At 71.7% G+C, this 23,815-nt stretch carries 24 protein-coding genes; 15 read left to right on the top strand and 9 right to left on the bottom strand.

The features are described 5' to 3' along the window. Positions 1-15 precede the first annotated feature (15 nt). Positions 16-2,499, bottom strand: a complete 2,484-nt coding sequence (locus NIE79_RS30895) for a helicase-associated domain-containing protein (RefSeq protein ID WP_238681929.1) — start codon at positions 2,497-2,499, stop codon at positions 16-18. Between the two features lie 83 nt (positions 2,500-2,582). Here NIE79_RS30895 and NIE79_RS30900 point away from each other — a divergent pair, with 83 nt between their 5' ends. Together NIE79_RS30900 and NIE79_RS30905 are read left to right on the top strand one after the other, a co-directional pair. Then, positions 2,583-3,206 carry an HAD family hydrolase gene (locus NIE79_RS30900; RefSeq protein WP_238681930.1) on the top strand — a complete coding sequence of 208 codons (624 nt, stop codon included), beginning with the start codon at positions 2,583-2,585 and terminating at the stop codon, positions 3,204-3,206. Between the two features lie 27 nt (positions 3,207-3,233). Further along, positions 3,234-3,620 (top strand): cold-shock protein, encoded by a 387-nt coding sequence (locus NIE79_RS30905; RefSeq protein WP_124816498.1) that lies wholly within the window; start codon positions 3,234-3,236, stop codon positions 3,618-3,620. On the opposite strand, the gene NIE79_RS30910 is transcribed toward NIE79_RS30905, so the two are convergent. After that, a complete protein-coding gene (locus tag NIE79_RS30910) occupies positions 3,581-4,429 on the bottom strand; it encodes a 1,4-dihydroxy-6-naphtoate synthase (RefSeq protein WP_112677681.1) in 849 nt (282 codons plus the stop codon). The genes NIE79_RS30905 and NIE79_RS30910 overlap by 40 nt on opposite strands. Positions 4,430-4,756: 327 nt before the next feature. Here NIE79_RS30910 and NIE79_RS30915 point away from each other — a divergent pair, with 327 nt between their 5' ends. After that, a complete protein-coding gene (locus NIE79_RS30915; protein WP_238681931.1) occupies positions 4,757-5,626 on the top strand; it encodes a helix-turn-helix domain-containing protein in 870 nt (289 codons plus the stop codon). A 43-nt stretch (positions 5,627-5,669) separates the two neighbouring features. On the opposite strand, the gene NIE79_RS30920 is transcribed toward NIE79_RS30915, so the two are convergent. Both NIE79_RS30920 and NIE79_RS30925 read right to left on the bottom strand, forming a co-directional pair. Then, complete coding sequence (locus NIE79_RS30920; protein ID WP_238681932.1) at positions 5,670-6,320, bottom strand: futalosine hydrolase; 651 nt, start codon at positions 6,318-6,320, stop codon at positions 5,670-5,672. After that, positions 6,317-7,918, bottom strand: a complete 1,602-nt coding sequence (locus tag NIE79_RS30925) for an MFS transporter (RefSeq protein ID WP_238681933.1) — start codon at positions 7,916-7,918, stop codon at positions 6,317-6,319. The genes NIE79_RS30920 and NIE79_RS30925 overlap by 4 nt, the downstream gene beginning before the upstream one ends. Between NIE79_RS30925 and NIE79_RS30930 the strand changes: the two genes are divergently transcribed. Continuing rightward, entirely contained in the window at positions 7,917-8,846 is a 930-nt protein-coding gene (locus tag NIE79_RS30930; RefSeq protein WP_238681934.1) for a DUF3027 domain-containing protein, read from the top strand. The two genes, NIE79_RS30925 and NIE79_RS30930, sit on opposite strands and share 2 nt — an antisense overlap. 36 nt (positions 8,847-8,882) lie before the next feature. On the opposite strand, the gene NIE79_RS30935 is transcribed toward NIE79_RS30930, so the two are convergent. Further along, positions 8,883-9,128, bottom strand: a complete 246-nt coding sequence (locus tag NIE79_RS30935; protein WP_091395273.1) for a DUF2530 domain-containing protein — start codon at positions 9,126-9,128, stop codon at positions 8,883-8,885. Positions 9,129-9,216: 88 nt separating this feature from the next. Here NIE79_RS30935 and NIE79_RS30940 point away from each other — a divergent pair, with 88 nt between their 5' ends. The 4 genes from NIE79_RS30940 (at position 9,217) to NIE79_RS30955 (ending at position 13,221) form a co-directional block, all read left to right on the top strand. Next, complete coding sequence (locus tag NIE79_RS30940) at positions 9,217-10,695, top strand: NCS2 family permease (protein WP_238681935.1); 1,479 nt, start codon at positions 9,217-9,219, stop codon at positions 10,693-10,695. A gap of 115 nt (positions 10,696-10,810) precedes the next feature. Next, on the top strand, positions 10,811-11,260 hold the full coding sequence (locus tag NIE79_RS30945) for a MarR family winged helix-turn-helix transcriptional regulator (protein ID WP_201748962.1): 450 nt from the start codon (positions 10,811-10,813) through the stop codon (positions 11,258-11,260). A gap of 72 nt (positions 11,261-11,332) precedes the next feature. Continuing rightward, on the top strand, positions 11,333-12,616 hold the full coding sequence (locus tag NIE79_RS30950) for an MFS transporter (protein WP_238681936.1): 1,284 nt from the start codon (positions 11,333-11,335) through the stop codon (positions 12,614-12,616). Positions 12,617-12,711: 95 nt separating this feature from the next. Continuing rightward, positions 12,712-13,221, top strand: coding sequence for a hypothetical protein (locus NIE79_RS30955; protein ID WP_238681937.1), 510 nt, complete (start codon positions 12,712-12,714; stop codon positions 13,219-13,221). Between the two features lie 79 nt (positions 13,222-13,300). On the opposite strand, the gene NIE79_RS30960 is transcribed toward NIE79_RS30955, so the two are convergent. Then, entirely contained in the window at positions 13,301-14,068 is a 768-nt protein-coding gene (locus NIE79_RS30960; RefSeq protein ID WP_238681938.1) for a helix-turn-helix domain-containing protein, read from the bottom strand. 238 nt (positions 14,069-14,306) lie between these two features. Here NIE79_RS30960 and NIE79_RS30965 point away from each other — a divergent pair, with 238 nt between their 5' ends. Both NIE79_RS30965 and NIE79_RS30970 read left to right on the top strand, forming a co-directional pair. Next, the gene (locus NIE79_RS30965; RefSeq protein WP_238681939.1) at positions 14,307-14,972 is read left to right on the top strand and encodes a DUF4097 family beta strand repeat-containing protein; all 666 of its coding nucleotides are present in this window, start codon (positions 14,307-14,309) and stop codon (positions 14,970-14,972) included. Between the two features lie 15 nt (positions 14,973-14,987). Next, on the top strand, positions 14,988-15,818 hold the full coding sequence (locus NIE79_RS30970; protein ID WP_238681940.1) for an alpha/beta fold hydrolase: 831 nt from the start codon (positions 14,988-14,990) through the stop codon (positions 15,816-15,818). A gap of 56 nt (positions 15,819-15,874) precedes the next feature. Here the strand turns inward: NIE79_RS30970 and sepH are convergent, their stop codons facing one another. The 3 genes from sepH to NIE79_RS30985 all read right to left on the bottom strand — a co-directional run bounded on the left by sepH (position 15,875) and on the right by NIE79_RS30985 (position 19,567). Then, positions 15,875-16,951, bottom strand: coding sequence for a septation protein SepH (sepH, locus tag NIE79_RS30975; protein WP_238681941.1), 1,077 nt, complete (start codon positions 16,949-16,951; stop codon positions 15,875-15,877). Positions 16,952-17,136: 185 nt separating this feature from the next. Further along, the gene (gene serC / locus NIE79_RS30980; protein ID WP_238681942.1) at positions 17,137-18,264 is read right to left on the bottom strand and encodes a phosphoserine transaminase; all 1,128 of its coding nucleotides are present in this window, start codon (positions 18,262-18,264) and stop codon (positions 17,137-17,139) included. Positions 18,265-18,460: 196 nt separating this feature from the next. Beyond that, positions 18,461-19,567 (bottom strand): citrate synthase 2, encoded by a 1,107-nt coding sequence (locus tag NIE79_RS30985; RefSeq protein WP_030486376.1) that lies wholly within the window; start codon positions 19,565-19,567, stop codon positions 18,461-18,463. Between the two features lie 279 nt (positions 19,568-19,846). On the opposite strand from NIE79_RS30985, the gene pdxH reads away from it, so the two are divergent. The 5 genes from pdxH to NIE79_RS31010 all read left to right on the top strand — a co-directional run bounded on the left by pdxH (position 19,847) and on the right by NIE79_RS31010 (position 23,814). Then, positions 19,847-20,476 (top strand): pyridoxamine 5'-phosphate oxidase, encoded by a 630-nt coding sequence (gene pdxH / locus NIE79_RS30990; RefSeq protein WP_238682125.1) that lies wholly within the window; start codon positions 19,847-19,849, stop codon positions 20,474-20,476. After that, positions 20,473-21,771, top strand: a complete 1,299-nt coding sequence (locus tag NIE79_RS30995; RefSeq protein ID WP_238681943.1) for an MFS transporter — start codon at positions 20,473-20,475, stop codon at positions 21,769-21,771. Before pdxH ends, NIE79_RS30995 begins: the two co-directional genes overlap by 4 nt. A gap of 18 nt (positions 21,772-21,789) precedes the next feature. Next, the gene (locus tag NIE79_RS31000) at positions 21,790-22,719 is read left to right on the top strand and encodes an aldose 1-epimerase family protein (RefSeq protein ID WP_238681944.1); all 930 of its coding nucleotides are present in this window, start codon (positions 21,790-21,792) and stop codon (positions 22,717-22,719) included. Continuing rightward, positions 22,719-23,321: a nitroreductase family protein gene (locus tag NIE79_RS31005; RefSeq protein ID WP_238681945.1), complete on the top strand. Its 603-nt coding sequence runs from the start codon at positions 22,719-22,721 to the stop codon at positions 23,319-23,321. Before NIE79_RS31000 ends, NIE79_RS31005 begins: the two co-directional genes overlap by 1 nt. Before the next feature lie 187 nt (positions 23,322-23,508). Next, positions 23,509-23,814 (top strand): type II toxin-antitoxin system VapB family antitoxin, encoded by a 306-nt coding sequence (locus NIE79_RS31010; RefSeq protein WP_030329612.1) that lies wholly within the window; start codon positions 23,509-23,511, stop codon positions 23,812-23,814. Position 23,815 lies beyond the last annotated feature (1 nt).

Consider the following 23,815-nt stretch of genomic DNA (forward strand, 5'->3'; position numbering starts at 1 on the left):
CGGTGGCGCCGTCGGTCAGTCGGCCACCACCGCTGCGGTGATCCGGTGCAGCGCGAACGTGTGCAGCATCTCGGTCCGTTCGTCCTCCGCCCGCAGGTAGCCGGCACCGATCGAAACCGGCTTGAGCAGGCGTGACGCCGTCGCCCCGTGCGCGTCGACGTAACCCACCCAGACCAGCGCCTTGTCCCGCACCGCCTGTTGGAGCACCGCCAGGGCCTCGCTGTGGGTGTGCGCCGGCACGGGGCCACCGCCCAGCCCGGGCGCCCCGCCGCGCACCACCGCCGGCGCCCGCCGGGCGGCCCGCGCCGCCGCGTCACCTCGTCGGATGTGCTCCACCACGCCGAGCAGCCGGGGCATGGGCAGCTTCGGGGCGGCCAGCGGGTCGACCGTCCGGGTGGTCACCGACACCCGGGGCGGGGCCCGCCGGATTCGCGGCCGGGCCAGCATCGTGCTGCCGGTGCCGTCCTCCTGCACCGGGGCGTACCCCGCGTCGCGCAGCGCGCCCAGCAGCCGACCGACCTGGTACTGCGTGCACAGCACCGTCGGCGCGAGCCGGCGCAGCGCCAACGACTCCAGCCGCCGGTCGGCCAGCACCTCGCTGATCAGCGTCTCGTCGTCGCTGCGCAGGTACGCCCCGGCCAGGCCGACCCGCAACCCGCCGTGCTTACGGGCCACGTCGTCGATCAGGTAGGTGAGCCCCTGCGGCACCGGGGTACGCGACCGGCGCCGGAAGACATCGTGCAGGTCGTCGGCCGTGTAGCCGGAATCCAGGGCACGCCGCACGCTCGCCGTGGTGACCCGGTGCACGCTGGCCCCGCCAGCCGACTCGAGCTCGGTCATCGCCTCCAGCTCGACGGCGAGCGCCGGCTCGGGTGGGCCGGGCACCACAACGGTCAGGTCGGCCTGCACCAGGAAGTGATCGACCGGCGCGGGCAGCAGGGCGTCCAGCGCCCGCGCGGCACCGGACGGGTCGCCGCTCTCGACGTCCGCGTGCACGCCAAGCGGGTCGTCACCCCGCTCGTCGGTCGACGTCAGGTCCCCCAGCAGCAGCCGACCGTACGAGGTGAGCGCCCCCAGCCCCGTCACGCCCAGCTGTGCGGCCTCGGCCAGCACCTCCCGGTGGGCGGCGTCCCGGCCCCGGCTGCGACGCGGGGCCCGCCAGTCCAGCAGGTCCTGCACCTCATCCGGGGTGGGCGCCGTCGCCGGCTCCAGATCGGCGAGTACGCCGAGCACCGCCCGTCGGGTGGCCGGCACGCTGGCCCGCTCGGCCTCGGCGGAGAGCGCGGTGATCGGCCGGTCCCGGTCGTCACGGCGGCCTACCAGCCCCACCTGCCGGGTCATGGTCAGCCACGCTCGGGCGAGCTGCTCCCACCGTTGGGCCAGCGAGGCGGCCCGCCACACCTCGTACCCGCCGGTCGGCAGCACCTGCTGGTCCGCCCCGTACCGGCCGGTGGTCGTGCCGGGCATCTCCAGCTCACCGAGGAGCCCCGCCGCGTACGCGACCTCCAGCAGCAGCGCGGTGGTCGGTTCGTCCAGCCCGCCGGCACGCGCCAACCGGCGCAGGTCCCGCACCCCGATGCCACCGGAACGCAGCACCGGCGCGGGCTCGTCGGCGAGTTGCTCCAGCAGCCCTTCGGTGTGCCGGACGACCTCCATGCTCTGCCCGGCCCCGGCCGAGTCGACAGCCTTCGGCTCGCGCGGCGCCGCGGACACCGGCGGTGGGCTGGTCCGCAGCGCTCCGAGCGGGCCACTGTCGCGGCGCAGCAGCAGGCCGACCTCGCGGGGCAGCTCCACAGTTCCGCTGGCCGTGGACGAACCGGTCGTCACCGGGACCAACAGCCTGTTGTCGACGAGCCACCGCACCGGGGAGCCGGTCGGCGCGCCGCCGTTTGTCGGGTCGGAGAGGACCGGGTCGGCCGCGCCGAGCGGCGGCGCCTGCAACGCCCCCGGCGGCACACTGCCCACCGGCGGGCCGGCCGCCAACCGGTCCAGGATCGCCCGGGCCGAGGGCGGGGCGGCGAGCACCGTCCGTCGGAGCTTCGCCGGGTCCGCGCAGAGCGCGGCCGTGCGCGGGTCCAGCTCCGCGGCCGGCCGACCGAGCCCAGCGGGGTACGGGGCGACTTCGTCGACGGCGGGCACCACCTGGAGCGCGTGCTCCGGGCCGTACAGCAGGAAGAGCGCACGCAGTCGGCCCACGGCGGCCCGGACGGCCGTCGGAGCCGGCGGTTGTGGCCCCGAGGTCGCCATCGCGAGCACTGTGTCGGTGGCTGTGGTGGCGTCGTCCGGGTTCCGGGTGAGGCGGGCGGCGTCGAGGATCTGGAGGGTGAACTGGTCCAGACCGTCCAGCGCGCGGGCCACGGAGACCCGGGACTGGGCCCGGATGGCCAGGGCGGAGACGTCGGCTGGCACGGGCACGACGAGGTCGGGCCGCAGCTGGAGGAGCGCGGCCAGTGACTCGTCGGGCAGCGACCGCAGGTGGTCGGCGAGTGAGGTGGTCATCGTCTTTCCACGCTAGCCCGGCACCGGGCTTCCGCGCCCCTCGGACGTCCGGCCGACTGGGCATAGCCGGTACGTTTCTCGACATGCCCGCACTGACCGTCGGATTCGACCTCGACATGACCCTGGTGGATTCCCGCCCCGGCATCGCCGCGGCGTACCGGGCTCTGACCGCGAGAACCGGTGTGCCGGTCGACGCCGAACTGGCGGTGTCCCGGCTCGGGCCGCCGCTGCGTACCGAGATCGCGCACTGGTTCCCGCCGGAGCAGGTCGAGTCGGCAGTGCGGGTGTATCGCGAGCTGTACCCGGCGTACGCGATCACCCCGACGCTCCTGCTGCCCGGGGCACGGGAGGCCATCGACGCCATCCGGGCGCGGGGTGGTCGGGTGCTGGTCGTCACGTCCAAGATCGGCCGGCTGGCCCGGTTGCACCTGGACCACCTCGGTCTCGCCGTCGACGAGTTGGCCGGCGACCTGTTCGCCGAGCAGAAGGCGACAGCTCTGCGGGAGCACGGCGCGACCCACTACGTCGGTGACCATGTCGCGGACATGGTGGCGGCGGCAGCGGCCGGAGTGCCTGGCATCGGTGTGGCGACCGGCCCGTGCTCCTCGGATGAGCTGCGTGCGGCCGGGGCGGAAGTGGTGCTGGAAGAGCTCACCGAATTCCCAGCGGCGCTCGACCGGATGATCCAGCTAGCCTTGGAGCAGTAGCGGCTCAAGTGAAGCAGGGGTTTTCAGGTGCCTACGGGTCGAGTGAAGTGGTACGACACGGCCAAGGGATACGGCTTCGTCACGAGTGACGAGGGCGGCGACGTGTTCCTGCCCAAGGGGGCGCTGCCGGCGGGCGTCACCGACCTCAAGGGTGGCCAGCGGGTCGACTTCAGCGTGGTGGACAGCCGCCGGGGCGCGCAGGCCATGGGGGTCAAGCTGCTGGACGCGCCGCCGTCGATGTCGGAGCTGCGCCGTCGGCCGGCCGAGGAGCTGCACGGCCTGGTCGAAGACATGATCAAGGTGCTGGAGGCGAAGGTCCAGCCGGACCTGCGCCGGGGTCGGTACCCGGACAAGAAGTCCGCGCAGAAGATCGCTCAGCTGGTCCACGCGGTGGCCCGCGAGCTGGAGGTCTGAGGCACCAGGCCGGCGGTGGCGGCCCGGTCGAGCAGTGCCGCCACCGCGGCGAAACCGGCTTCGCCCAGGTCCGCTGTGAACTCGTTCACGTAGAGGCCGATGTGCCGGTCGACAACGTCGAGCTCCATCTCCTGGGCGTGCGCCAGCACGTACTCCCGGCTGGCCGCCGGGTCCGCCCAGGCCTGCCGGACCGACTCGCGGACCCAACCGGCCGCGGCCTCGGGGTCGACCGCCCCACGGCGGGCCAGGATGGCGCCGAGTGGGATGGGCAGGCCGGTGTCGGCCTCCCACCATTCGCCGAGGTCGACAAGGGCGCTCAGGCCGTGCCGGTGGTAGGTGAAGCGGGCCTCGTGGATGACCAGCCCGGCGTCGTAGCGCCCAGCCGCCACGCCCGGCATGATCTCGTGGAACGGAACCACCTCGATCCGGGCCGGCGGTCGCCCCGCCGACCAGAGCCGGAACAGCAGGTACGCGGTGGTCCGGTCGCCCGGCACCGCCACCGTTGCACCGGTCAGGTCGGTGCGGTCCGGCCCACCGTCACGGTCACCCCGGGTGAGCACCAGCGGACCGCAACCGCGACCGAGGGCACCGCCGCAGGGCAGCAGGTGGTAGTCGTCGAGCAGCCAGGGCAGCGCCGCGAAGCTCACCTTCACCAGGTCGAACGCGCCCCGCTCGGCCGCCGTGTTGGTGACGTCCACGTCGGCGTACGTCACCTCGACCGGCGGCGCGCCGGGCACCCGCCCGTGCACCAGCGCGTGGAAGACGAACGTGTCGTTGGGGCAGGGCGAGATCGCCAGGGAGAGCGCCACACCCTCACGGTAGCCCCGCCCCCCGCCCGGGGTCCGTGCCCACCCCACGACTGTGATCCGCGACCGGGCCGGAGCGATCGGCCCAGCAGGGTCGAGCACCCGGCCCAGTCCCCCTTTGGAGCTGATGTCGTAAACGAATCGCCCAGAGTCGGTGACCGTGGTGGTCCGGAGCTGGAGCCCGAGTGGGCGGTGATGTCGCAGACGATTCAGCTCCAAAGGGAACCGCGGAAGTAGGTCATCCACCGGTCGGACAGGTTGTCCACAGCGTTATCCACAGGTTGGCGCGGGGGTGTTGATAGCTCGCTGACCAGCCGGGAACATCGGCCTGTGACCGAGGCGAGTGACCACACCGACGAGGCCGGCGGAGCCGATCTCGGCCGGGCGCTCCGCGCGCTGCGTCGGCGGGCCGATCTGAGTCAGCGGCAGTTGGCCGAGAAATCCGGGGTGCCGCAGCCGACGCTGGCCCGGATCGAGTCGGGGCGGGCGGTCGATCCAAAATTCCGGACAGTGGAACGCCTCGTCCAGGCCGCCGGCGGAAAGGTGGCTGTCGGCGTCCCACCATCCATCTCCGCCGTCATCGAACCCACGCCGGTCCCGCACGACGACATGCGGGACGACGCGGGCCGCCGGTACCCGGCTCACCTGGACGTCTGGCCGGTCCATGAGCCTCGGGACTGGCCCGGCGCCTGGTGGGCGGAGTGGTACAGGTTGCCGCCCAACCGGTATCCACTCCCGCTGCCACCGGCCGCGTACGAGCTGAACCGGCGCTATCGCGACAATCGGCGGTGGGCGGCCGAGGTCCGGCGGACTGCGCAGGTGCGCCGGGTGGTCAGCGGCGACCTGCCGGCGACCTCCTGGCGGTACGTCGCCGAACTTCCCGACGGAACGCTTCTGGGCGAACTGCGGGCCCATGAGCGGAGCCCGTTCCTGGAGTACGGGGAGTGGCATCCGGACGTGCCGGAGCGGGAGATGGTGCTCGACGGCGTGCTTGTCGATGCCCGGTACCGGCGGTTGGGGCTCGGGCGTCGGCTGGTGACCGCACTGGTGACCGGGATGCGCGAGGCGGGCATCGACGACGCGGCAGCTATCGCCGAGGGGTTCGGCGCCGACCTGCTGCTGGCGTGCGGCTTCGCGATCGAGGCCCGCCGCCCGATCGCGCTCCGCCTGGGCCACCCCGGCAAACGCTGCTTCTCCTGAGCGTCAGCCATGCAGCGCAGCGCCGGGTCAGCGCAGCGCCGGGTCAGCGCAGCGCCGGGGCTGCCGCGGTCAGGGCGGCCAGGGCTTCGCGCAGCCGCCAGGCGTCCCGGTCGCGGGGGCCGATCGGGTTGGAGATGGTGCGCAGTTCGGCGAAGGGCACCCCGGCCTGCGCCGCGGCGACCGCAACGCCGTACCCCTCCATGGCCTCGGCGACAGCTTCCGGATGCCTCCGGCGCAGCTCGTCGGTGCTGGCCGTGGTGCCGGTGACGGTGCTGACAGTGAGCACCGGGCCGGCCGTGGCCGCCGGGAGGGCGGCCCGCAGTGCCGCCAGCAGGCCCGGGTCCGCCGGCACCCTGCTGCCGGCACCGAGCAGCGCGGGCGGCATGCCCAGCTCGTCGACCGGGATGAAGCCGTCGGGCGACTCCGCGCCCAGGTCGGCGGCGATGCTGGCGGTGCCGAGCACCGTGTCGCCGACCTCGGCCCGCCCGGTGAAGCCGCCGGCCACACCGGCGCTGACCACCGCACGGTAGGGGCGGCCGGCGGCCTCGGCCAGCGCCAGCAGCCGGGCGGTGGCGGCACCGGCGACGGCCGGGCCCACACCGATCGGGGTGACTGTCACGCTGCGGTCCACCAGCCCGGCGCGGACCGCGTCCGCCTCGGCCGGAACCGCCGTCACCACCAGCAGACCGGTCACGAGAGTGAGCCGGGGGACTCGCGGCGGGTGTCGTCGTCGGCTCCGCCACCCGGGCCGCCAACGGCCGACGACGGGCGGTAGATGTGGTAGCCCGGCGGGGCGAGGCTCGGGTCGTCGTACTGCGGTGAGCTGGTCTGGGCCGGTGCCGGTGAGGTGGGCGCGGGGTCGCCGGGCTCGTCCGCCGGCTCGTCCTCGGTCAACTCGTCGTCACCGAGCGGTCGGCCGGCCAGCTTCTCGCCGCGAAGCCGGGCGGCGGCCAGCACACCCCGGATCGCGGCCAGTACGCCGACTCCGGCGGCCACGGCGATGCCCATCCGACCATCGAACGGCACCAGCCCGAGCCCGCCGCCGGCGACGAAGGCGAGCATCAGCGCCGTCTCGGAGTGGGCGAAGGAACTGGCCCGCAGCCGTTCCGGGATGCGCTCCTGGATCGAGGCGTCCACTGCCAGCTTCGCTATCCCGCTGGCCAGGGCGGCGACCAGGCAGAGCAGGGCGACCATCAGCAGCGAGAACTGGATGACGGCGAGCACCGCCACCCCGGCAACGATGATCATGCTGCTGGACTGGATGGCGGTCGGCCGGTGGATGCGCAGTCGGGTGCCGATGGCGGTGGCCAGGAAGGTGCCGACCGCTAGCGCGCCGCCGACCACGCCCAACGCCCACTCGGCGCCCAGTTCCCGGCCGAACACCACAGTGGTCAGGTCGCCCTTCTTGATGGCGAAGGCGAGGAAGAGCAGCAGGAAGCCGTAGAGCGCGCGTAGCGTCGCGGCGCCGATCAGGGTGGCGATCACCAGCCGGCCGGACGGTCGACCCCGACCCAGGGGGCGATCACCACGGCGGCGGCCCAGCGCACGCAGTGGCCGGGGGACCCGCTCCGGTGGCTCCGAGTCGGCCTTCGGTGGCAGCCGCAGCGAGATCACCATGCCGACCAGGAAGATCACCGAGGCGACCCGGAGCGGCCACTGCGGCCCGAACCAGAACGCGGCCAACCCGATCGGCGCCACCAGCGCACCCGCGACCGTGCCGTAGACGCTGGCCCGGGCACCCACCTGGGACAGGCCGAGGCCCTCCGGCAACAACCGGGGCACCGCCGCGGAGCGGGCCACGCCGTACGCCCGGGAGAGCGCGAGCACCCCGAACGCGGCCGGATAGAGCCCGAAGCCGTGGATGTAGTCGGAGATCAACCAGGCGAGGAAGGCGCGGCCGAGCATCGTCGCGGCCAGGGCGTACCGCCGGCCGTGCCGGAAGTGATCCAGCAGCGGGCCCACCACCGGGGCGAGCATCGCGAACGGCACCATGGTCACCAGCAGGTAGAGCGCGACCTTGCTGCGGGCCTCGCCGAGCGGCACGTTGAAGAAGATCGTGCCGGCCAGCCCGATGGCGATCAGAGTGTCACCGGCACAGGACAACGCGTGCAGGTCGAACAGGCGAACCATGCCGACCTCGCCGCCGGCACCCCGGGCGCGGGCGCGACCGGCCCGGCGGGTCACCCATCGGCCGCTGCCCACCGAACCGCGCAGCAGCAGACGGATGGCGCGAATGCCGGTGCCGACGGTCCGCCCGAGGACGGATCGCCCGGAGCGGGAGTACGACGGCATGTGCACCATCCTCGCCCATCTGATCCGGGTACGCCGCACCACCGCTGGGAAAGGTTCCCCGGGAGTCACTGTCACCCCTGCGAGGCGCATGGGGAACAATGGTGAGGTGACCAGGCCCGCCTCCACCCGTGCCGCCCGTCTCGACCAGGTCTGCGCCGCCGCCGTCGAGGTGGCCCGCGCCGGCATCACCGAGGTCGACGCCGACGATGTCGGCGACCACCTGCAGGTCGTTGCCGAGGGTGATCGGCTGGTCACCCACTACTTCGAATGTCGGCTCGCCGGCTACAACGGCTGGCGTTGGGCGGTCACCGTCACCCGGGTGCCGCGCAGCAAGACGGTGACCATCTGCGAGACGGTCCTGCTGCCCGGCCCGGACGCGCTGCTCGCGCCCGGCTGGCTGCCCTGGCAGGAGCGGCTCAAGCCGGGCGACCTGGGCCCGGGTGACCTGCTCCCGACGTCGCCCGACGACGATCGACTGGTCCCTGGTTACCTGCTGTCCGACGACCCGGCGGTCGAGGAGACGGCGTGGGAGCTGGGCCTCGGGCGTGCCCGCGTGCTCTCCCGGGAGGGCCGCATCGACACGGCGCAGCGCTGGTACGAAGGTGACCACGGCCCCGCCGCGGCCATCTCGTCCGCCGCTCCGTCCGCCGCCCGCTGCGGCACCTGCGGCTTCTACCTCCCGCTGGCCGGTGCGATGCGGCAGGCCTTCGGGGCGTGCGGCAACTTCTACGCCCCCGACGATGGCCGGGTGGTGAGCGCCGACCACGGTTGCGGCGCCCACTCCGAGACGTTGATCGAGGCGGCCGAGACCGCTGTCGACGAGCTGCCCACTGTGTACGACGACAGCGCGGTGGAGGCCATGTCGGTCAGCCGGGCCTCGGGCTCGGTGGAGGCGGCTGAGCCGGCGGAGCCGTACGGGCACTCCTGATCGTCCGCGCCGGAGTGGTCCGGCGCGGCGGCCAGCTCACCTCGCGCGGCGGCGGCGTCGGTTGGCGTCGTGCCGCATCATCACGGCGAGCCCCGGGAAACCCCACAGGAAACCGGCGAGGCAGGTCCAGAGCCAGTTCTGGTGACCGTGGTCGGTCAGCCAGCCCCGGAAGAAGATCAGCAGGACCAGCCCGGCCACCGCCCACGCGATCAACCCGGCGAGGGCGAACGGCACCATCGGCGGATCCAGTGGTGCGGGCCGCGGTGGCTGCTCGTTCGGCATTCGGCAAGCGTACGGGATCTACTTCCCCTGCCCACCGACGATCTGGGACGATGCGCGCGACAACTGGAAGATCACCTGCGAGGACCTGATGGCCGTAGCGCCGCCCGAGAACGGCACACCTCCCACCTCCGCTCATCCGCGCAACGGTTTCGACCGTTTCTTCGAGATCTCCGCCCGTGGCTCGACGTTGAGCCGCGAGGTACGCGGTGGCCTGGCGACCTTCTTCACGATGGCGTACATCGTGGTGCTCAACCCGCTGATCCTGGGCGGCGCCGTCGACGGTGACGGCAAGAGCCTCCCGATTCCCGCGCTGGCTGCCGCGACTGCGCTGGTCGCCGGCCTGATGACCATTCTGATGGGTGTGGTGGGCCGGTTCCCGCTGGCGCTCGCCGCCGGTCTGGGCGTCAACGCGCTGGTGGCGTACGAGATCGCCCCCGAGATGACCTGGGCCGACGCGATGGGCCTGGTGGTGATCGAGGGTCTGATCATCGCGGTGCTGGTGCTGACCGGTCTGCGGACTGCTGTGTTCCGCTCGGTGCCGACCCAGATGAAGAGCGCGATCGGGGTCGGCATCGGTCTGTTCCTGACCATCATCGGCCTGGTGGACGCCGGCTTCGTCCGACGCATCCCGGATGATGCCAACACCACAGTGCCGGTCGGCCTGGGTATCGGCGGCAAGCTGGTGAGCTGGCCGATGCTGGTCTTCGTGGTGGGCCTGCTGATCACGCTGGTGCTGGTGGTCCGTCGGGTGAAGGGCGCGATCCTGATCGGCATCCTCGCCTCGACGGTGCTCGCGGTGATCGTCGAGGCGGTCGGCAACATCGGCCCGTCGTTCGTCAACGGTCAGCCCAACCCGAAGGGCTGGTCGCTCAACGTTCCGGAGCTGCCGAAGTCGGTGGTGGACCTGCCGGACCTGTCGCTGCTCGGCAAGTTCAACGTGTTCGACTCGTGGGGCCGGGCCGGTTGGCTGGTCGTGCTGATGTTCATCTTCACGCTGTTGATCACGGACTTCTTCGACACCATGGGCACGATGGTCGCGGTCGGCCAGGAGGGCGGCCTGCTCGACGAGCAGGGCACCCCGCCGAAGGCCAAGGAGATCCTGCTGGTCGACTCGATCGCGGCGGCGGCCGGCGGTGCGGCCAGCACCTCCAGCAACACGTCGTACATCGAGAGCGCCGCCGGTGTCGCGGAGGGTGCCCGGACCGGCGTGGCCAACCTGGTCACCGGCGTGCTCTTCCTGCTCGCGATGTTCCTGGCGCCGCTGGTCGTGATCGTGCCGTTCGAGGCGGCGTCGACGGCCCTGGTGGTGGTCGGGTTCCTGATGATGACAGCGGTGCGGACGATCGACTGGTCCGACTACGAGATCGCCATCCCGGCGTTCCTCACCATCGTGCTGATGCCGTTCACCTACTCGATCTCCAACGGGATCGGCGCTGGCCTGATCACCTTCGTGGTGGTCAAGTTGGCGCGGGGCAAGGCCCGGGAGATCCACCCGTTGCTGTACGGGGTGGCCGTGCTGTTCGTGCTGTACTTCCTGCGTGGGCCGATCGAGTCCCTGGTGCTCTGAGGCAACTGTCGGGCGGGGAGTCGATCAGGATTCCCCGCCCGTACCATCTGAATCCCCTCGTGAGCCTGGTCATAACGGATGTCGTTAGCCATGCTCATTAGTTAAGCTAACTACTGTGACGGAGCGGACGGTGACGGCGGAACGCGTGCCACCGGCGCAGCTGGCTCCCCAGCTGCGTGATGCGATCACCCGACTCAACCGGCGGGTCCGACAGGCCCGACCGGTCGGCGACCTCACGGTCACCCAGGTCTCCGCGCTCACCAGCCTGCGGCTGGCTGGCGCGATGACACCCCGGGAGCTGGCCGATGTTGAGCGGGTGCAGCCGCCGACGATGACCAAGATCGTCGGGAAGTTGGAGGACCGCGGCCTCGTGCAGCGGACACCCCATCCGACCGACGGGCGGCAGGTCATCCTCGCGGCGACCGAAGGAGGGCAGGCCGTGCTCGACCAGTTCGAGCGGGCCCGCGACGAGTGGTTGGCCCACCGGCTGGCAGCACTCGACGAGGACGAACGGGAGACCCTGCAGAGGGCCGCCGAGATTCTTCAGCAGCTCGCTCGCGCCTGAGCCGCACCCGCGCCACCGGGTCCGTGCCGTCACCTGTCGATGACGCGTACGTCCGGAGGAGGCGCACCAAGAGTGCAGGCGAAGCTGAGCACGATGTTCCAGTCCCTACAGGTCCGCAACTACCGCCTCTTCGCATCCGGGCAGCTGATCAAGTTGATCGGCGTCTGGATGATGTTCATCGCCCAGGACTGGCTCGTCCTTGAGCTCTCCAACAACTCGGCGACCGCGCTCGGCGTGGTGACCGCCTGCCAGTTCACCCCGGTGCTCCTGCTCACCCTGCTCTCCGGCCGGCTCGCCGACCGGTACGACAAGCGGGTGCTGCTCTTCGCCGCCAACGCCTTCTGGAGCCTGCTGGCGCTCGGTATGGCGGTGCTGGTCCTCACCGACCTGGTGCAGCTCTGGCACGTCTTCGCCTTCGCGGCGCTGCTCGGCACGGCCAACGCTGTGGAGACCCCGGTCCGGCAGGCCTTCGTCTCCGAACTGGTCGGCACGCCGCTGCTGCCCAACGCGCTGTCGCTGAACGCCGCCGTGTTCAACTCCGCCCGGATCGTCGGCCCGGCCGTCGCCGGCCTGGCCATCGCCGCGTTCGACGTGGGCCCGGTCTTCCTCTTCACCGCCCTCAGCTCGGTCGCGCCCCTGGTCAACGTGGTCCGGATGCGGACCACCGAACTGCACCGCGACGCCCTGCTGCCCCGCGACGAGCGGGCGTCCGCCCGGGTCGTCGACGGGCTGCGGTACGTGTGGCGCCGCCCCGACCTGCTGCTGCCGATGGCGATCATGTCGGTGATCGGCATGTCGCTGTTCAACTTCCAGCTCACACTGGCCGCGTTGGCGAAGACGGTCTTCCACACCGGCGCCGCCTCCTTCGGCCTGTTCAGCACGGCGCTGGCCGTCGGCGCGCTCGGCGGCGCTCTCAGCGGCACCGGTCGGCGTAGCCGCCCGTCGGTGTGGCTGGTGCTCGGAGCGGCGATCGCCTGCGCCAGCTTCGGCACCCTCGTCGGCCTCTCCACGGCGTACTGGCTGGTGGTGGCACTGCTGGTGCCGACCGGCTTCTGCATGGTCTTCTTCGCCCAGGCCGCCAACCAGCGGATCCAGATGGGCGTCGACGCCGCCTTCCGGGGGCGGGTGATGGCCCTGTGGGTGCTGGTGTTCCTGGGCACCAACCCGGTCGGCGCGCCGCTGATCGGCTGGGTCGCGGAGCACTACGGTGCCGGCGCGAGCATCTGGATGGGTGGGCTCATCTCGCTGGCCGCCGCGCTGGTCGCGCTCACCTGGCAGCTGCGCCACTCCGGTGCCCGGCTGCGGTTCCGGGTGCTGCCGATGCCCCGTTTCTACGTCACCTCCACCGACTGCTGAGGTTTAGGTCGGGCCGGGCCGCGTCCGGTTGCGCGGATCGCGCGGATGCGGCCAAACCGCTGGCGAGGTGGCACGGTGGGGCTTAGCGTCGATACGTGGGAGTCGGACGCGCGCTGATGCTGGCCCTGGCGTTCCTCGCCGTGGCCATTCTGCCGGCGGCGTTCGCCCTGCTCTTCTGCTACGACGAGATCGTCGACCGGGTGGTCTGCGGCTGGTCCGAGTGGCGTGACCGCCGCCGGGAGAAACGCACGATCGCCCGACTCGACCGTGCCATCGAGGCCGACGCGCTGACCCGGGACATCGACCTCAGCCAGTTCGACAGCGCTGACCGCCGACCGCTGGAGCAACTCGCCGCCGACCTGCGCCGCCTCGGCGGTCAGCGGGTCGGCGGCACCGGTCGATCGATGGTCTGGCACACCGCACTGCTCCAGGCGTACGACGACCGGCTTCGCCTCGCCTGCCGCGCCCTCGGCATCGCCGAACACCTCGCCGAGCTGGAGGGCGTCGATCAGGAGATCGAGCGGGTCCGGGTGGAGGGCGTGCTGCACGCCGCCGGGCTGGCCCTTCCGGCGGCCCGTGCTGGGCTTCGGCAGCGACACCGCTGAGCGGGCCGCACACTGTGCGACTCTTCGTCGCGGTCCGCTCGTCCGTAGGGGCGGTCAGTGACCTCGGCGGCCGACCGCGCTACGAGCGGGTTGCCGCCTGGTCGCTGTGACCCGGCGGCACGTGGCTCGTCGCCGTGGAGGGTCTGCTGCGGAGAACCTCGCGGGCCTGTTCGGCGGCGCGGGTGATGCTCTCGCTGATGAAGTCGAGGAAGCGGGCGATGTTCTCCAGCCGGACGGCGGCGGGGGTGTGCGCGCCGAGGAGGGCGACGCCCTGGCGTGCGATCGCGACGAGATGGTCGTTGGCCCGGGCACTGGCGATCGTCGCCTGGAAGAAGAGCTCGTCGTCGACGACGTAGCGGTCGCGGCGGCGCTCGTCGCGTTCGCGGCGGACGAGGCTCTGGCTCTCCAGGAAGGTGATCGCCTTGGAGATCGACGCCGGGCTGACCTGGAGGCGCTGGGCGAGTTCAGACGCGGTGAGACTGCCCGAGTCGGTGAGGAACAGATTGGTCAACACCCGGGCCCCCATCCTGTTCAGGCCGGAGGCCATGACGACGGTGGTGAACGCCTCCTCGTAGTCGGCCACGGCCTGGGCGTCGCGTCCGTCCGGTCGGGGGGCCGCCTCGGCCCCGCGGGAAGGGGCGGGCTTGCGCCGGTGGGCGCGGCGCTCGGTCGCGTGGTGAGCCAGATCGGCGCGGTAGCCGTTGGGACCGCCGTTGCGCATCACCTCGCGCGTGACCGTCGAGGTGGGACGGTCGAGGCGTCGGGCGATCTCGGCGTAGGGGAGGCTGTCGGTCAGCCCCAGCGCAATCTGTTGGCGTTCCTGCTGGGTGAGCCTGCCTCCCGGCATCGCGATCTCCCTCGTGGTCCCGTAGGGCTGCGGCCCCAGACTCCGCCACCATAGCGTTAACCCACACGCCAATGCAACGACGACGGGTGCCACGTTGCATTAGGTTCAGGGCTGTTGCAACAATTTCACGAGCTGGAGCAGCTAAAACGCAAGTTTGCTGCAACGAGCTTGTTGCACAAACTGGAAAGCAACGTAGCGTTTCCCATATCAGAAACAAGCACGAACTTGGGAGAGCACGATGCAGACGTTCGACACACCCGCCCCCATCTCCGCCGTCCTGGACATCCCCGCCGGACGCATCCAGCTCATCGCCGCGGACCGCGCCGACACCACAGTCGAGGTCCTCCCGGCCGACCCCACCAAGAGCAGCGACACCAGGGCCGCCGAGCAGACCACAGTCACCTACGCCGACGGCGTCCTGCGAATCACTACCGCACGTCCCATCAACAAGCTCTTCGGCCCCTCCGGCTCTCTGGAGGTCACCGTCCGGGTGCCCGCCGACTCCCGCGTCGAGGCCAGGGCCGCCAGCGCCGAGCTTCGGGGCGTCGGCCGCCTCGGCGACGTCACCGTCGACGGGGCGTACCGGGAAATCAAGATCGACGAGGCCGCGAGTGTGCGCCTCACCGCCATCGACGGCGATGTCGAGATCGGCCGGCTCAACGGGCCCGCCGAGATCAGCACCGCCCGGGGTGACATCACTGTCGCCGAGGCCATGCGCGGCACCGTCGTCCTCCGTACCCAGTCCGGCGACATCTCGGTCGCGGCGGCGGCCGGCGTCTCGGCCGCCCTGGACGCCGGCACCGGCCACGGCCGCGTCAGCAACGCGCTCAAGAACGACGGCACCGTCGAGCTCGACATCCACGCCAGCACCCTGCAGGGCGACATCAACGCCCGCAGCCTCTGAAAAGGACGGAACGAGATGACGAACAACAGCATGCCCTCGACCAACTCGCCGTGGACCGGCATGGTGTCGGTCGACGACACGGCCCTGGCCGTCACCGATACCGGCGGTCCCGGCATCCCAGTGGTCTACCTCAACGGCCAGTTCGCCACCCAGGGCTACTGGCGGCAGGTCATCGCCGACCTGGGCACCGAATTCCGGCACATCACCTACGACGAGCGCGCTCGCGGCCGGAAGTCGAAGCGCTCAGCCGACTACTCCTTCGAGGCGGCCGTCCGGGACGTCGACGCCGTTCTCGCCGCCCGAGGCGTGGACCAGGCGGTGCTGGTGGGCTGGTCCTACGGAGCGGTGGTCGGGGCGCACTGGGCCAACCGGAACCCGGAGCGGGCCCTGGGCGCGGTCCTGGTCGACGGCGCCTTCCCGCACGACTGGCTCGACGAGGCCATGGCGCAGCGGATCCGCAAGATGTTCCGACGGATGAACCTGTTCATGCCGCTGCTTCGCCCGACCGGCCTGACCCCACGGATGAACGCCGACCAGATGGCGGACAGCAACATCGAACTCGGCGAACTCTCCCGAGAGCGCGAACTGGGCCCGGTGCTGGACGCCATCACCGTCCCGGTGCGGTACGTGGTCGCCTCCGGAACGTCCCTCGGCAGTCGCGGAGACGAGCAGGAGCAGATCCGCGCCAGCCTCGACGCGGTGACCGCCCGCAACCCGCACATCACCATCGGAGCGAAGGTCGCCAGCAACCACGGTGCGATCCTCAAGAAGGACTTCCGCGCCGTCGCCGAGGCCGTACGCGGGGTCGCCGCCCCTCATCGCGAAGAGGCCGGGGACATTCGGTGAGATCCGAACGCTCGCGTTGACGGGTGACGCACGCTGTCACCCGTCAACGCGAAGCGTCAGGAAGATTCGCGGGCGGCCGGGCCGCTGCCGAAGAGCACGTCGTCCCAGCTCGGCAGCCGCTTGCGTGGCTTGCCGTTGGCGTCGGTGGACTCGCCGGCGGCCGCCGCAGCGCCCGTCCGGCGGGGCCGCAGCACCGCCAGCGACGGCACGGCCGGCACCTCCTTGGGCGCGTCCGAATCATCGTCGAAGGCCGAGCCCTGGCCACCGCCGAGCAGCGCGGCGGCACCCCCACCGACGGGCCGTTGCCGAGGAGCGTCCGACCCGGCAAGGGCAGCCGGGGTACGCGGCTCAAGCCCGCGACCCGACGAGCCGCCGAGCGGGCGGTCCAGTGAGGCGAGCAGCGCGTCCCGACCAGCCCGGATCGGATCGCGGCCAGGGCGCGGGTGCTCCGACGCGGCAGGCAACCCGTGCCCACCACGACTCGGCTCACCACGCGACGGACCGGGCAGGGCGTGCCCCGTCCGTTCCGGTGCCGGCTCCTGGCCGAGGATCGGCGTGGGCCGCTCGGCGCACAGGTACTGCGCCATGTCGTCGTGCGGCGTGACCACCTGCCGGGCCTTGTCCATGTCCCAGATGGCCTGGGCGGTGGCCTTGCCGGACGGCCAGGTGGCGATGATCCGCCAGGTGCCGTCGTCGCGCCGGTAGGCGTCCCAGGAGATCTTCTCGGTGTCGATGCCGTGCTGGCTCAGTCGACCGTTGACCACCTCGGCGAGCGGGGTGGGCTTCTCCGCACCCTTGAGGCGGGTGCGACGGGCGTGCTGGGCGAGCATCGCCCGCTCCTGGAGCACCGGGCCGGCATAGCGCAGCACCCGGTCGACCGGCACCCCGGCGATGCGGGCGACATCCTCGGCGGACTCACCGGAGCGGATGCGGGCCTGGATGTCCCGGGGGGACAGTGAGGGAATCGGATCGACGGTGCTCGGTGCCACCGCGAGCGGCGGAGCACCCGGCTCGGGGTGCATCACGCCGGCGATGCGTTCGTCGATCGGCAGGGCGAGGAGTCGCCCCACCTCGTCGGCGAGCACCAGGGCCTGGCCGTCCTCGGAGAGGGCGACGAAGCGTACTGGGCGCATAGCGTTGCCTCCGTCCCGCTTCGCTGACCGCACGCCACGAGTCGGCCACCCAGGCGTCTCGGACCACCGTACGCGCATCTGCCTCAGGGTGGGGGAAGCGACACCCCGCATGTCGTGACTGAGCTGCGGCGATGATCACGGTCGGTGTCCGTGGAGGCCCCAACGGACACCGACCGTGACGAACGTCAGAGTCGCTCGACCACGTAGTCGATGGACGCGGTGAGCGCCTCGACATCGGCCGGCTCGACGGCCGGGAACAGCGCCACCCGCAGCTGGTTGCGACCAAGCTTGCGGTAGGGCTCAGTGTCCACGATGCCGTTGGCGCGTAGCGCCTTGGCGATCGCCGTGGCGTCCACCCCGTCGGCGAAGTCGATGGTGGCGACCACGTTGGAGCGCAGCGCCGGATCGGTGACGAACGGGGTGGCCACGCTGGACCGCTCGGCCCAGCCGTAGACCGCGGCGGCGCTCTCGGCGGTGCGCTTCGCCGCCCAGGACAGGCCGCCCTGCGCGTTCATCCAGTCGGTCTGCTCGGCGGCCAGGAAGATGGTGGCCAGCGCCGGGGTGTTGTAGGTCTGCTCCAGCCGCGAGTTGTCGATCGCGGTGACCAGGTCGAGGAAAGCGGGGATGTAGCGCCCGGATGCCTTGATCTCGGCGGCCCGGTCCAGAGCGGCCGGGGACATCAGGGCCAGCCAGAGACCGCCGTCGGAGCCGAAGCACTTCTGCGGGGCGAAGTAGTAGACGTCGGTCTCACCGACGTTGACCTCCAGGCCACCCGCGCCGGAGGTCGCGTCCACCAGCAGCAGCGCGCCCTCGTCGGCACCGGCCACCCGGCTGATCGGGACGGCCACACCGGTGGAGGTCTCGTTCTGCGGCGTCGCGTACGCGTCCACGCCGGACTCGGCGACCAGGGTCGGTGCACTGCCCGCCTCGGACTTGCGGACGGTCGGCTCACCCAGGAACGGGGCGTCCTTGACCGACTTGGCGAACTTGGCGCCGAACTCGCCGAAGCTGGCGAACTGGGCCCGGTCGCGAATCAGGCCGAAGGTGGCGACCTCCCAGAACGCTGTGGTGCCACCGTTGCCGATCACCACCTCGTAGCCCTCGGGCAGCGAGAAGAACTCGGCGATGCCGGAACGCAGCCGGGCCACCTGGTCACGGACCGTCTTCTGCCGGTGCGAGGTGCCGAGGTAGGTGGTCGCGACCTCGGCGAGAGCGGACACCGCCGCCGGGCGAACCTTGGACGGGCCGCAGCCGAAGCGTCCGTCGGCGGGCTTGATCTCATCGGGAATCCGGATGATCGGTGCGTCAGCCACGGTCTTGAAGATCCTTCCGCAAGGGCGAGGGCGGGCCCGGCGACACTGCCGGCCCTCATCCTCGCACCCGGGCCGGGCGGCGATGGCCGGGGTCCCGGCCGTCGGTCTGAGTCCTTCGCCACAGTCGGCCCCGGCAGACGTCGAGAAGGGCCCCTCCCCGACGCCCGGCGTCGGGAAGGGGCCCTTTCCCAGCAGCTCAGACGCCGTGCGGGATGGCCGCCCAGCCCTCGACGTCGGACGGCTTGCGGGTCTCCGGGCCCAGGTAACGGGCGGACGGGCGGACCAGCCGCTGGAGACGCTTCTGCTCCAGGATGTGCGCGCTCCAGCCGCCCATCCGTGCGCAGGTGAACATCGAGGTGAACATGTGCGCCGGCACCTCGGCGAAGTCCAGCACCACTGCCGACCAGAACTCGACGTTGGTGGCCAGCACCCGGTCCGGGCGGCGGGCCTGAAGCTCGGCGAGGGCGGCCTTCTCCAGCGCCTCGGCGATCTCGAAGCGCGGCGCGCCCAGCTCCTTGGCCGTACGCCGGAGCACTCGGGCGCGCGGGTCCTCGGCACGGTAGACGCGGTGGCCGAAGCCCATCAACCGCTCGCCGCGGTCGAGGACGCCCTTGACGTAGCCCTCCGCGTCGCCGCTGCGCTCCACCGCCTCCAGCATGGTGAGCACCCGGGACGGGGCGCCGCCGTGCAGCGGGCCGGAGAGGGCGCCGATGCCCGACGAGATGCAGGCGGCCGCGTCCGCCCCGGTGGAGGCGACGATGCGAGCGGTGAAGGTGGACGCGTTCAGACCGTGCTCGGCGGCCGAGATGAAGTACGCGTCGACGGCCTTGACGTGCCGCGGGTCGGGCTCGCCGCGCCAGCGCTTCATGAACCGCTCGACGATGGTCTGCGCCTTGTCGATCTCCTTCTGCGGCACCGCCGGCAGGCCGAGGCCGCGGGCGGACTGTGCGACGAAGGAGAGCGCGGTCACCGAGACCCGGGCGAGATCCTCACGGGCCTGCTCGTCGGAGATGTCCAGCAGTTGGTTGAGACCCCAGTAGGGGGCCAGCATGGCGACCGCGGACTGCACGTCGACGCGGATGTCACCGGAGTGCACCGGCACCGGGAACGGCTCCGCCGGCGGCAGGCCCGGCCCGAAACGGCCGTCGACCAGCAGTGCCCACACGTTGCCGAACGACACCTGGCCGATCAGATCCTCGATGTCGACTCCGCGATAGCGCAGCGCACCGCCCTCACGGTCAGGTTCGGCGATCTCGGTCTCGAAGGCGACGACGCCCTCCAGCCCGGGTTTGAAATCAGCCATGTCGCTCTCCTGGATCTGGTCGGTGCGCCCGATCGCTCATCCGGCCCGATCGGCCGAGCGCCTTAGGCGACCCTCAGGGATGTGTTCGGAACATACTGCCTGCTGAGTAAGGGATACGCGACCCGCTGCGACTGTGCTGCACGCGACATCCCCGGACGCGCATTCTCCGCCCGGCTCAGTGAGACTGGGGCAGGGCGGGCTGGTCAGCGCGGGAGGGTGCTGGCGGGGCCTGCGAAAAGGAGTGGGGACGTGACGGGTGACACACCCGCCCCGGCCGCGATGCGTAACGAGTACGCCGCGGACCTGGGCCTGACCGAGGCTGACCTGGCCAGCGACTGGCACACCCAGTTCGACAGCTGGTTCGCCGACGCGGTGGCCTTCGGGCTACCCGAACCCAACGCCATGGTGGTGGGCACCGCCGACTCGGCCGGCCGGCCGAGCGGGCGGACGGTGCTGCTGAAGGGGTACGACCCGGAGGGCTTCGTCTTCTTCACCAACCACCTGTCGCGCAAGGGCGTCGAGGCGACCGCCAACCCGTACGCCAGCCTGGTCTTTCCGTGGTTCCCCATGCAGCGTCAGGTGGTGGTCGCCGGGCGGGTCGAGCACGTCGACCGCGCCACGAGCGAGGCGTACTTCGCCAGCCGGCCGCGCGGCTCCCAACTGGGTGCCTGGGCCAGCCCGCAGTCCCAGGTGGTGTCGGGTCGGGCGGCGCTGGAGCAGCGGTACCAGGAGGCGGCCGAGCGGTTCGCCGACCAGGCCGAGATCCCGACCCCGTCGCACTGGGGCGGGCTGCGGGTCCAACCCGAGTCGGTGGAGTTCTGGCAGGGCCGCGCCGGCCGGTTGCACGACCGGCTCCGCTTCCGTCGCCTCGACGAGGGCGGCTGGATCGTCGAGCGGTTGGCGCCGTGACGGGTGTGCGGGAGACCCGGCCGCGCGAAGCGCGCCGCTGGGCGATCGACGTACGTCCGCTGGGGGTTCCGGCGTACCGAAGGCTCTGGCTCGGCAACACCGTGGCGATGTTCGGCTTCCAGTTCACCGCCGTCGCGGTGCCGGTGGAGATGTACGCCCTGACCCGGGACTCGTTCTGGGTGGGCCTGCTGGGAGTGGCCGCCTTCGTACCGTTGCTGGTCTTCGGGCTCTGGGGCGGCGCGGTCGCCGACGCCCGCGACCGGCGTGCGGTGCTGCTCGGCGGCTCATTGTTGCTCTGGGCATCCACTCTCGGGCTGTTGCTCCAGGCGGTGCTGGACGTGGGCAGCCCGGTGCTGCTGCTGGCGCTGATGGCGTTGCAGTCGGTGGCGTTCGCGATCAGCTCGCCGGCCCGCAGCGCCATGCTGCCCCGGCTGGTGCCGGAAGACCTGGTGGCGTCCGCCACCACCCTGAACTACACGACCTTCACCGCCGCCTCGGTCGCCGGCCCGCTCGCCGCCGGCCTGATCCTCTCCGCCTCCCCGGACACCACTGTGGTCCTGCCGATCGCCTACGGGTTGGACGCGGTGCTGTTCACAGCGATGCTCTGGGCCGCGCTGCGGCTGCCCTCGCTCCCGCCCGAGCCCACGGCCGACGGCCAGGCGCGGCGTGCCGGTCTGGCCAGCGTCGTCGACGGGTTCCGCTACCTGGCCACCACCCCGGTCCTGCTGCTGTCCTTCGGGGTGGACCTGATCGCGATGATCCTCGCCATGCCACGGGCCCTCTTTCCGGAGATCGCCCACGAGCGGTTCGGTGGCGGTGGTTCTGTCGGTCTGCTCTACAGCGCCATCGCGATCGGCTCGATGATCGGTGGGTTGACCTCCGGCTGGATCGGCCGACTCCGCCGCCAGGGGCTCGGCCTGGTGCTCGCTGTGGTCGGTTGGGGCCTGGCGATCGCCGCGGCCGGGTTGGCCCACCAGCTCTGGCTGATGGTCGTGCTGCTCGCCGTGGCCGGCGCCGCCGACCTGATCAGCGCGGTGCTGCGTCAGTCGATGCTGCTGGTCTACGCACCGGACCGGATGCGCGGCCGACTCCAGGGCGTCAACACCGTCGTGGTGGCGGGTGGCCCGCGCCTGGGCGACCTGCGTGCCGGGACCATGGCCGCCGGGTTCGGTGGCGGGGTGGCCTGGGTGGCCGGTGGGCTCGCCTCCGCGGTGCTCGTGGTGGTGCTCGCTGTCGCGTTCCCGGCACTGCTGCGCTACCGGGCGGCGACGGCGTCGAGCGACGACCGGACCTGACCGGTTAGGGTCGCCGGCATGGAAAGCCCCGATCCGCGCCCGTTCTCCGGCGCCCAGTGGACCATCTCCGCCGCCGGCCACGAAGCCGTCATCGTGGAGGTCGGCGGTGGGCTCCGGACGTACCGGCACGACGGTGTCGACCTGCTCGACGGGTACCAGACCGATGAGGTCTGCCCCGGTTGCACCGGGCAGGTGCTGGCACCCTGGCCGAACCGGATCCGCGATGGTCGCTACTCGTTCGACGGGCGGACGCACCAGCTTTCACTGACCGAGCCGGAGCGGCACGTGGCCATCCACGGGCTGGTCAACTGGGTGCCGTGGCAGCTGCTGGAGCAGTCGGCCGACGCCGTGACTGTCGGCTACGACCTGCCGCCGCAGCCCGGCTATCAGTGGCCGCTGCGGCTGCGCAGCCGGTGGAGCGTCGACGCGGACGGGCTGCGCGCCGAGCACGAGGTGACGAACGTCGGCGGAGAGTTGGCCCCGTTCGGCTTCTCCGTGCACCCGTACCTGCAACTGCCGGGCGTCGCGGTCGACGACCTGGTGCTGCGGCTGCCCACCCGGAGCCGGGTGCTCGTGGACGGTCGGCTGCTGCCGGTCGGGGTGACCCCGGTGGCCGGCACCGAGTACGACTGGACCAGCCCTCGCCGGATCGGCGCGGCCGTGCTGGACTCCTGCTTCGGCGACGTGATCTCCGACGCCGACGGCGGTTCGTCGGTGAGCCTCGCCGCGCCGGACGGTTCGGCCGGGGTGAGCATCTGGGCGGATGCCGAGTTCGGTTGGTGGCAGGTGTTCACCGGGGACGCCCTCACCGGCGAGCGGCACCGTCGTTCGGTGGCGGTCGAGCCGATGACCTGCCCACCGGACGCGTTCCGGTCGGGCAAGGATCTGCTCACGCTCAAGCCCGGCACGACCTGGCGAGGGGTCTGGGGCATCCGCCCCGGCGCCTGATGGAGTTCGCCGAGGTCGTCCGTCGTCGGCGGATGGTGCGCAACTACGACCCGGACCGTCCGGTCCCGCCCGACGTGGTGGACCGGCTGCTCGACCACGCGGTCCGCGCGCCGTCGGCCGGCTTCGCCCAGGGCTGGGGTTTTCTGGTGTTGGAGGAGCCGGCCGATCGGGAACGGTTCTGGGCCGCCACCACCCCCGATGGCGGTGGGCGGGAGCGCTGGCTCGCGGGCATGCGCCGGGCACCCCTGATCGTGGTGCCGCACGCCAACGAGTCGGCCTACCTGCGGCGGTACGCGGAGCCGGACAAGGGTTGGACGGATCAGTCCACGGACCGGTGGCCGGTGCCGTACTGGCACGTGGATGCCGGCTTCGCGGCGTTGCTGATGCTGCTCACCGCCGTGGACGAGGGGCTGGGGGCGTGCTTCTTCGGCATTCCGCCGCAGCGGCTCGCCGCCTACCGGGACGCGTTCGGTGTGCCGGCGGAGTACCAACCCATCGGTGCCGTCACAATCGGTTACCGGGCAGCCGACCATCGGTCACCATCGTTGCGCCGTGGGCGCCGCCCCATGGACGAAGTCGTGCGACGCGGCCGGTGGAACTGAGGCGGACGTCCCGTTCGTCCGGTTGAGGATCGGACGAGCGATAGCGAAACTGACATCAGGGAGCAGAACGTAGCGTGCGCTGGGCGGCTAGGCTGGCACGGTCATCGGTGCCGCGCCGCGCGGTGCCCGCCGCGGCCCGGCTCGGCGCCGTCGGTCGGCCCGGCCACGGGGAGGGGAGCGTGCCGTCGTGATCTTCAGAGCGGTCCGGGACGGGCGTCCCTATCCGGAGCACAATCTGACGCTCAAGCAGTGGGCGGAGATTCCGCCGCGGCCACTGCGCCTGGATCAGATGATCACCACCAAGCGCGAGCTGGCGCTGGACAAGCTCCTCGCCGAGGATTCCACCTTCTACGGTGACCTCTTTCCGCACGTCGTGCAGTGGAACGGCGGGCTCTACCTGGAGGACGGGCTGCACCGGGCGTTGCGCGCCGCCCTCCAGCAGCGCAACCAGATCCACGCGCGAGTGCTGGTGCTCTCCGAGCCGATCGAGTGAC

This window comes from Micromonospora trifolii, from assembly GCF_022229005.1.
Lineage (GTDB): Bacteria > Actinomycetota > Actinomycetes > Mycobacteriales > Micromonosporaceae > Micromonospora > Micromonospora trifolii.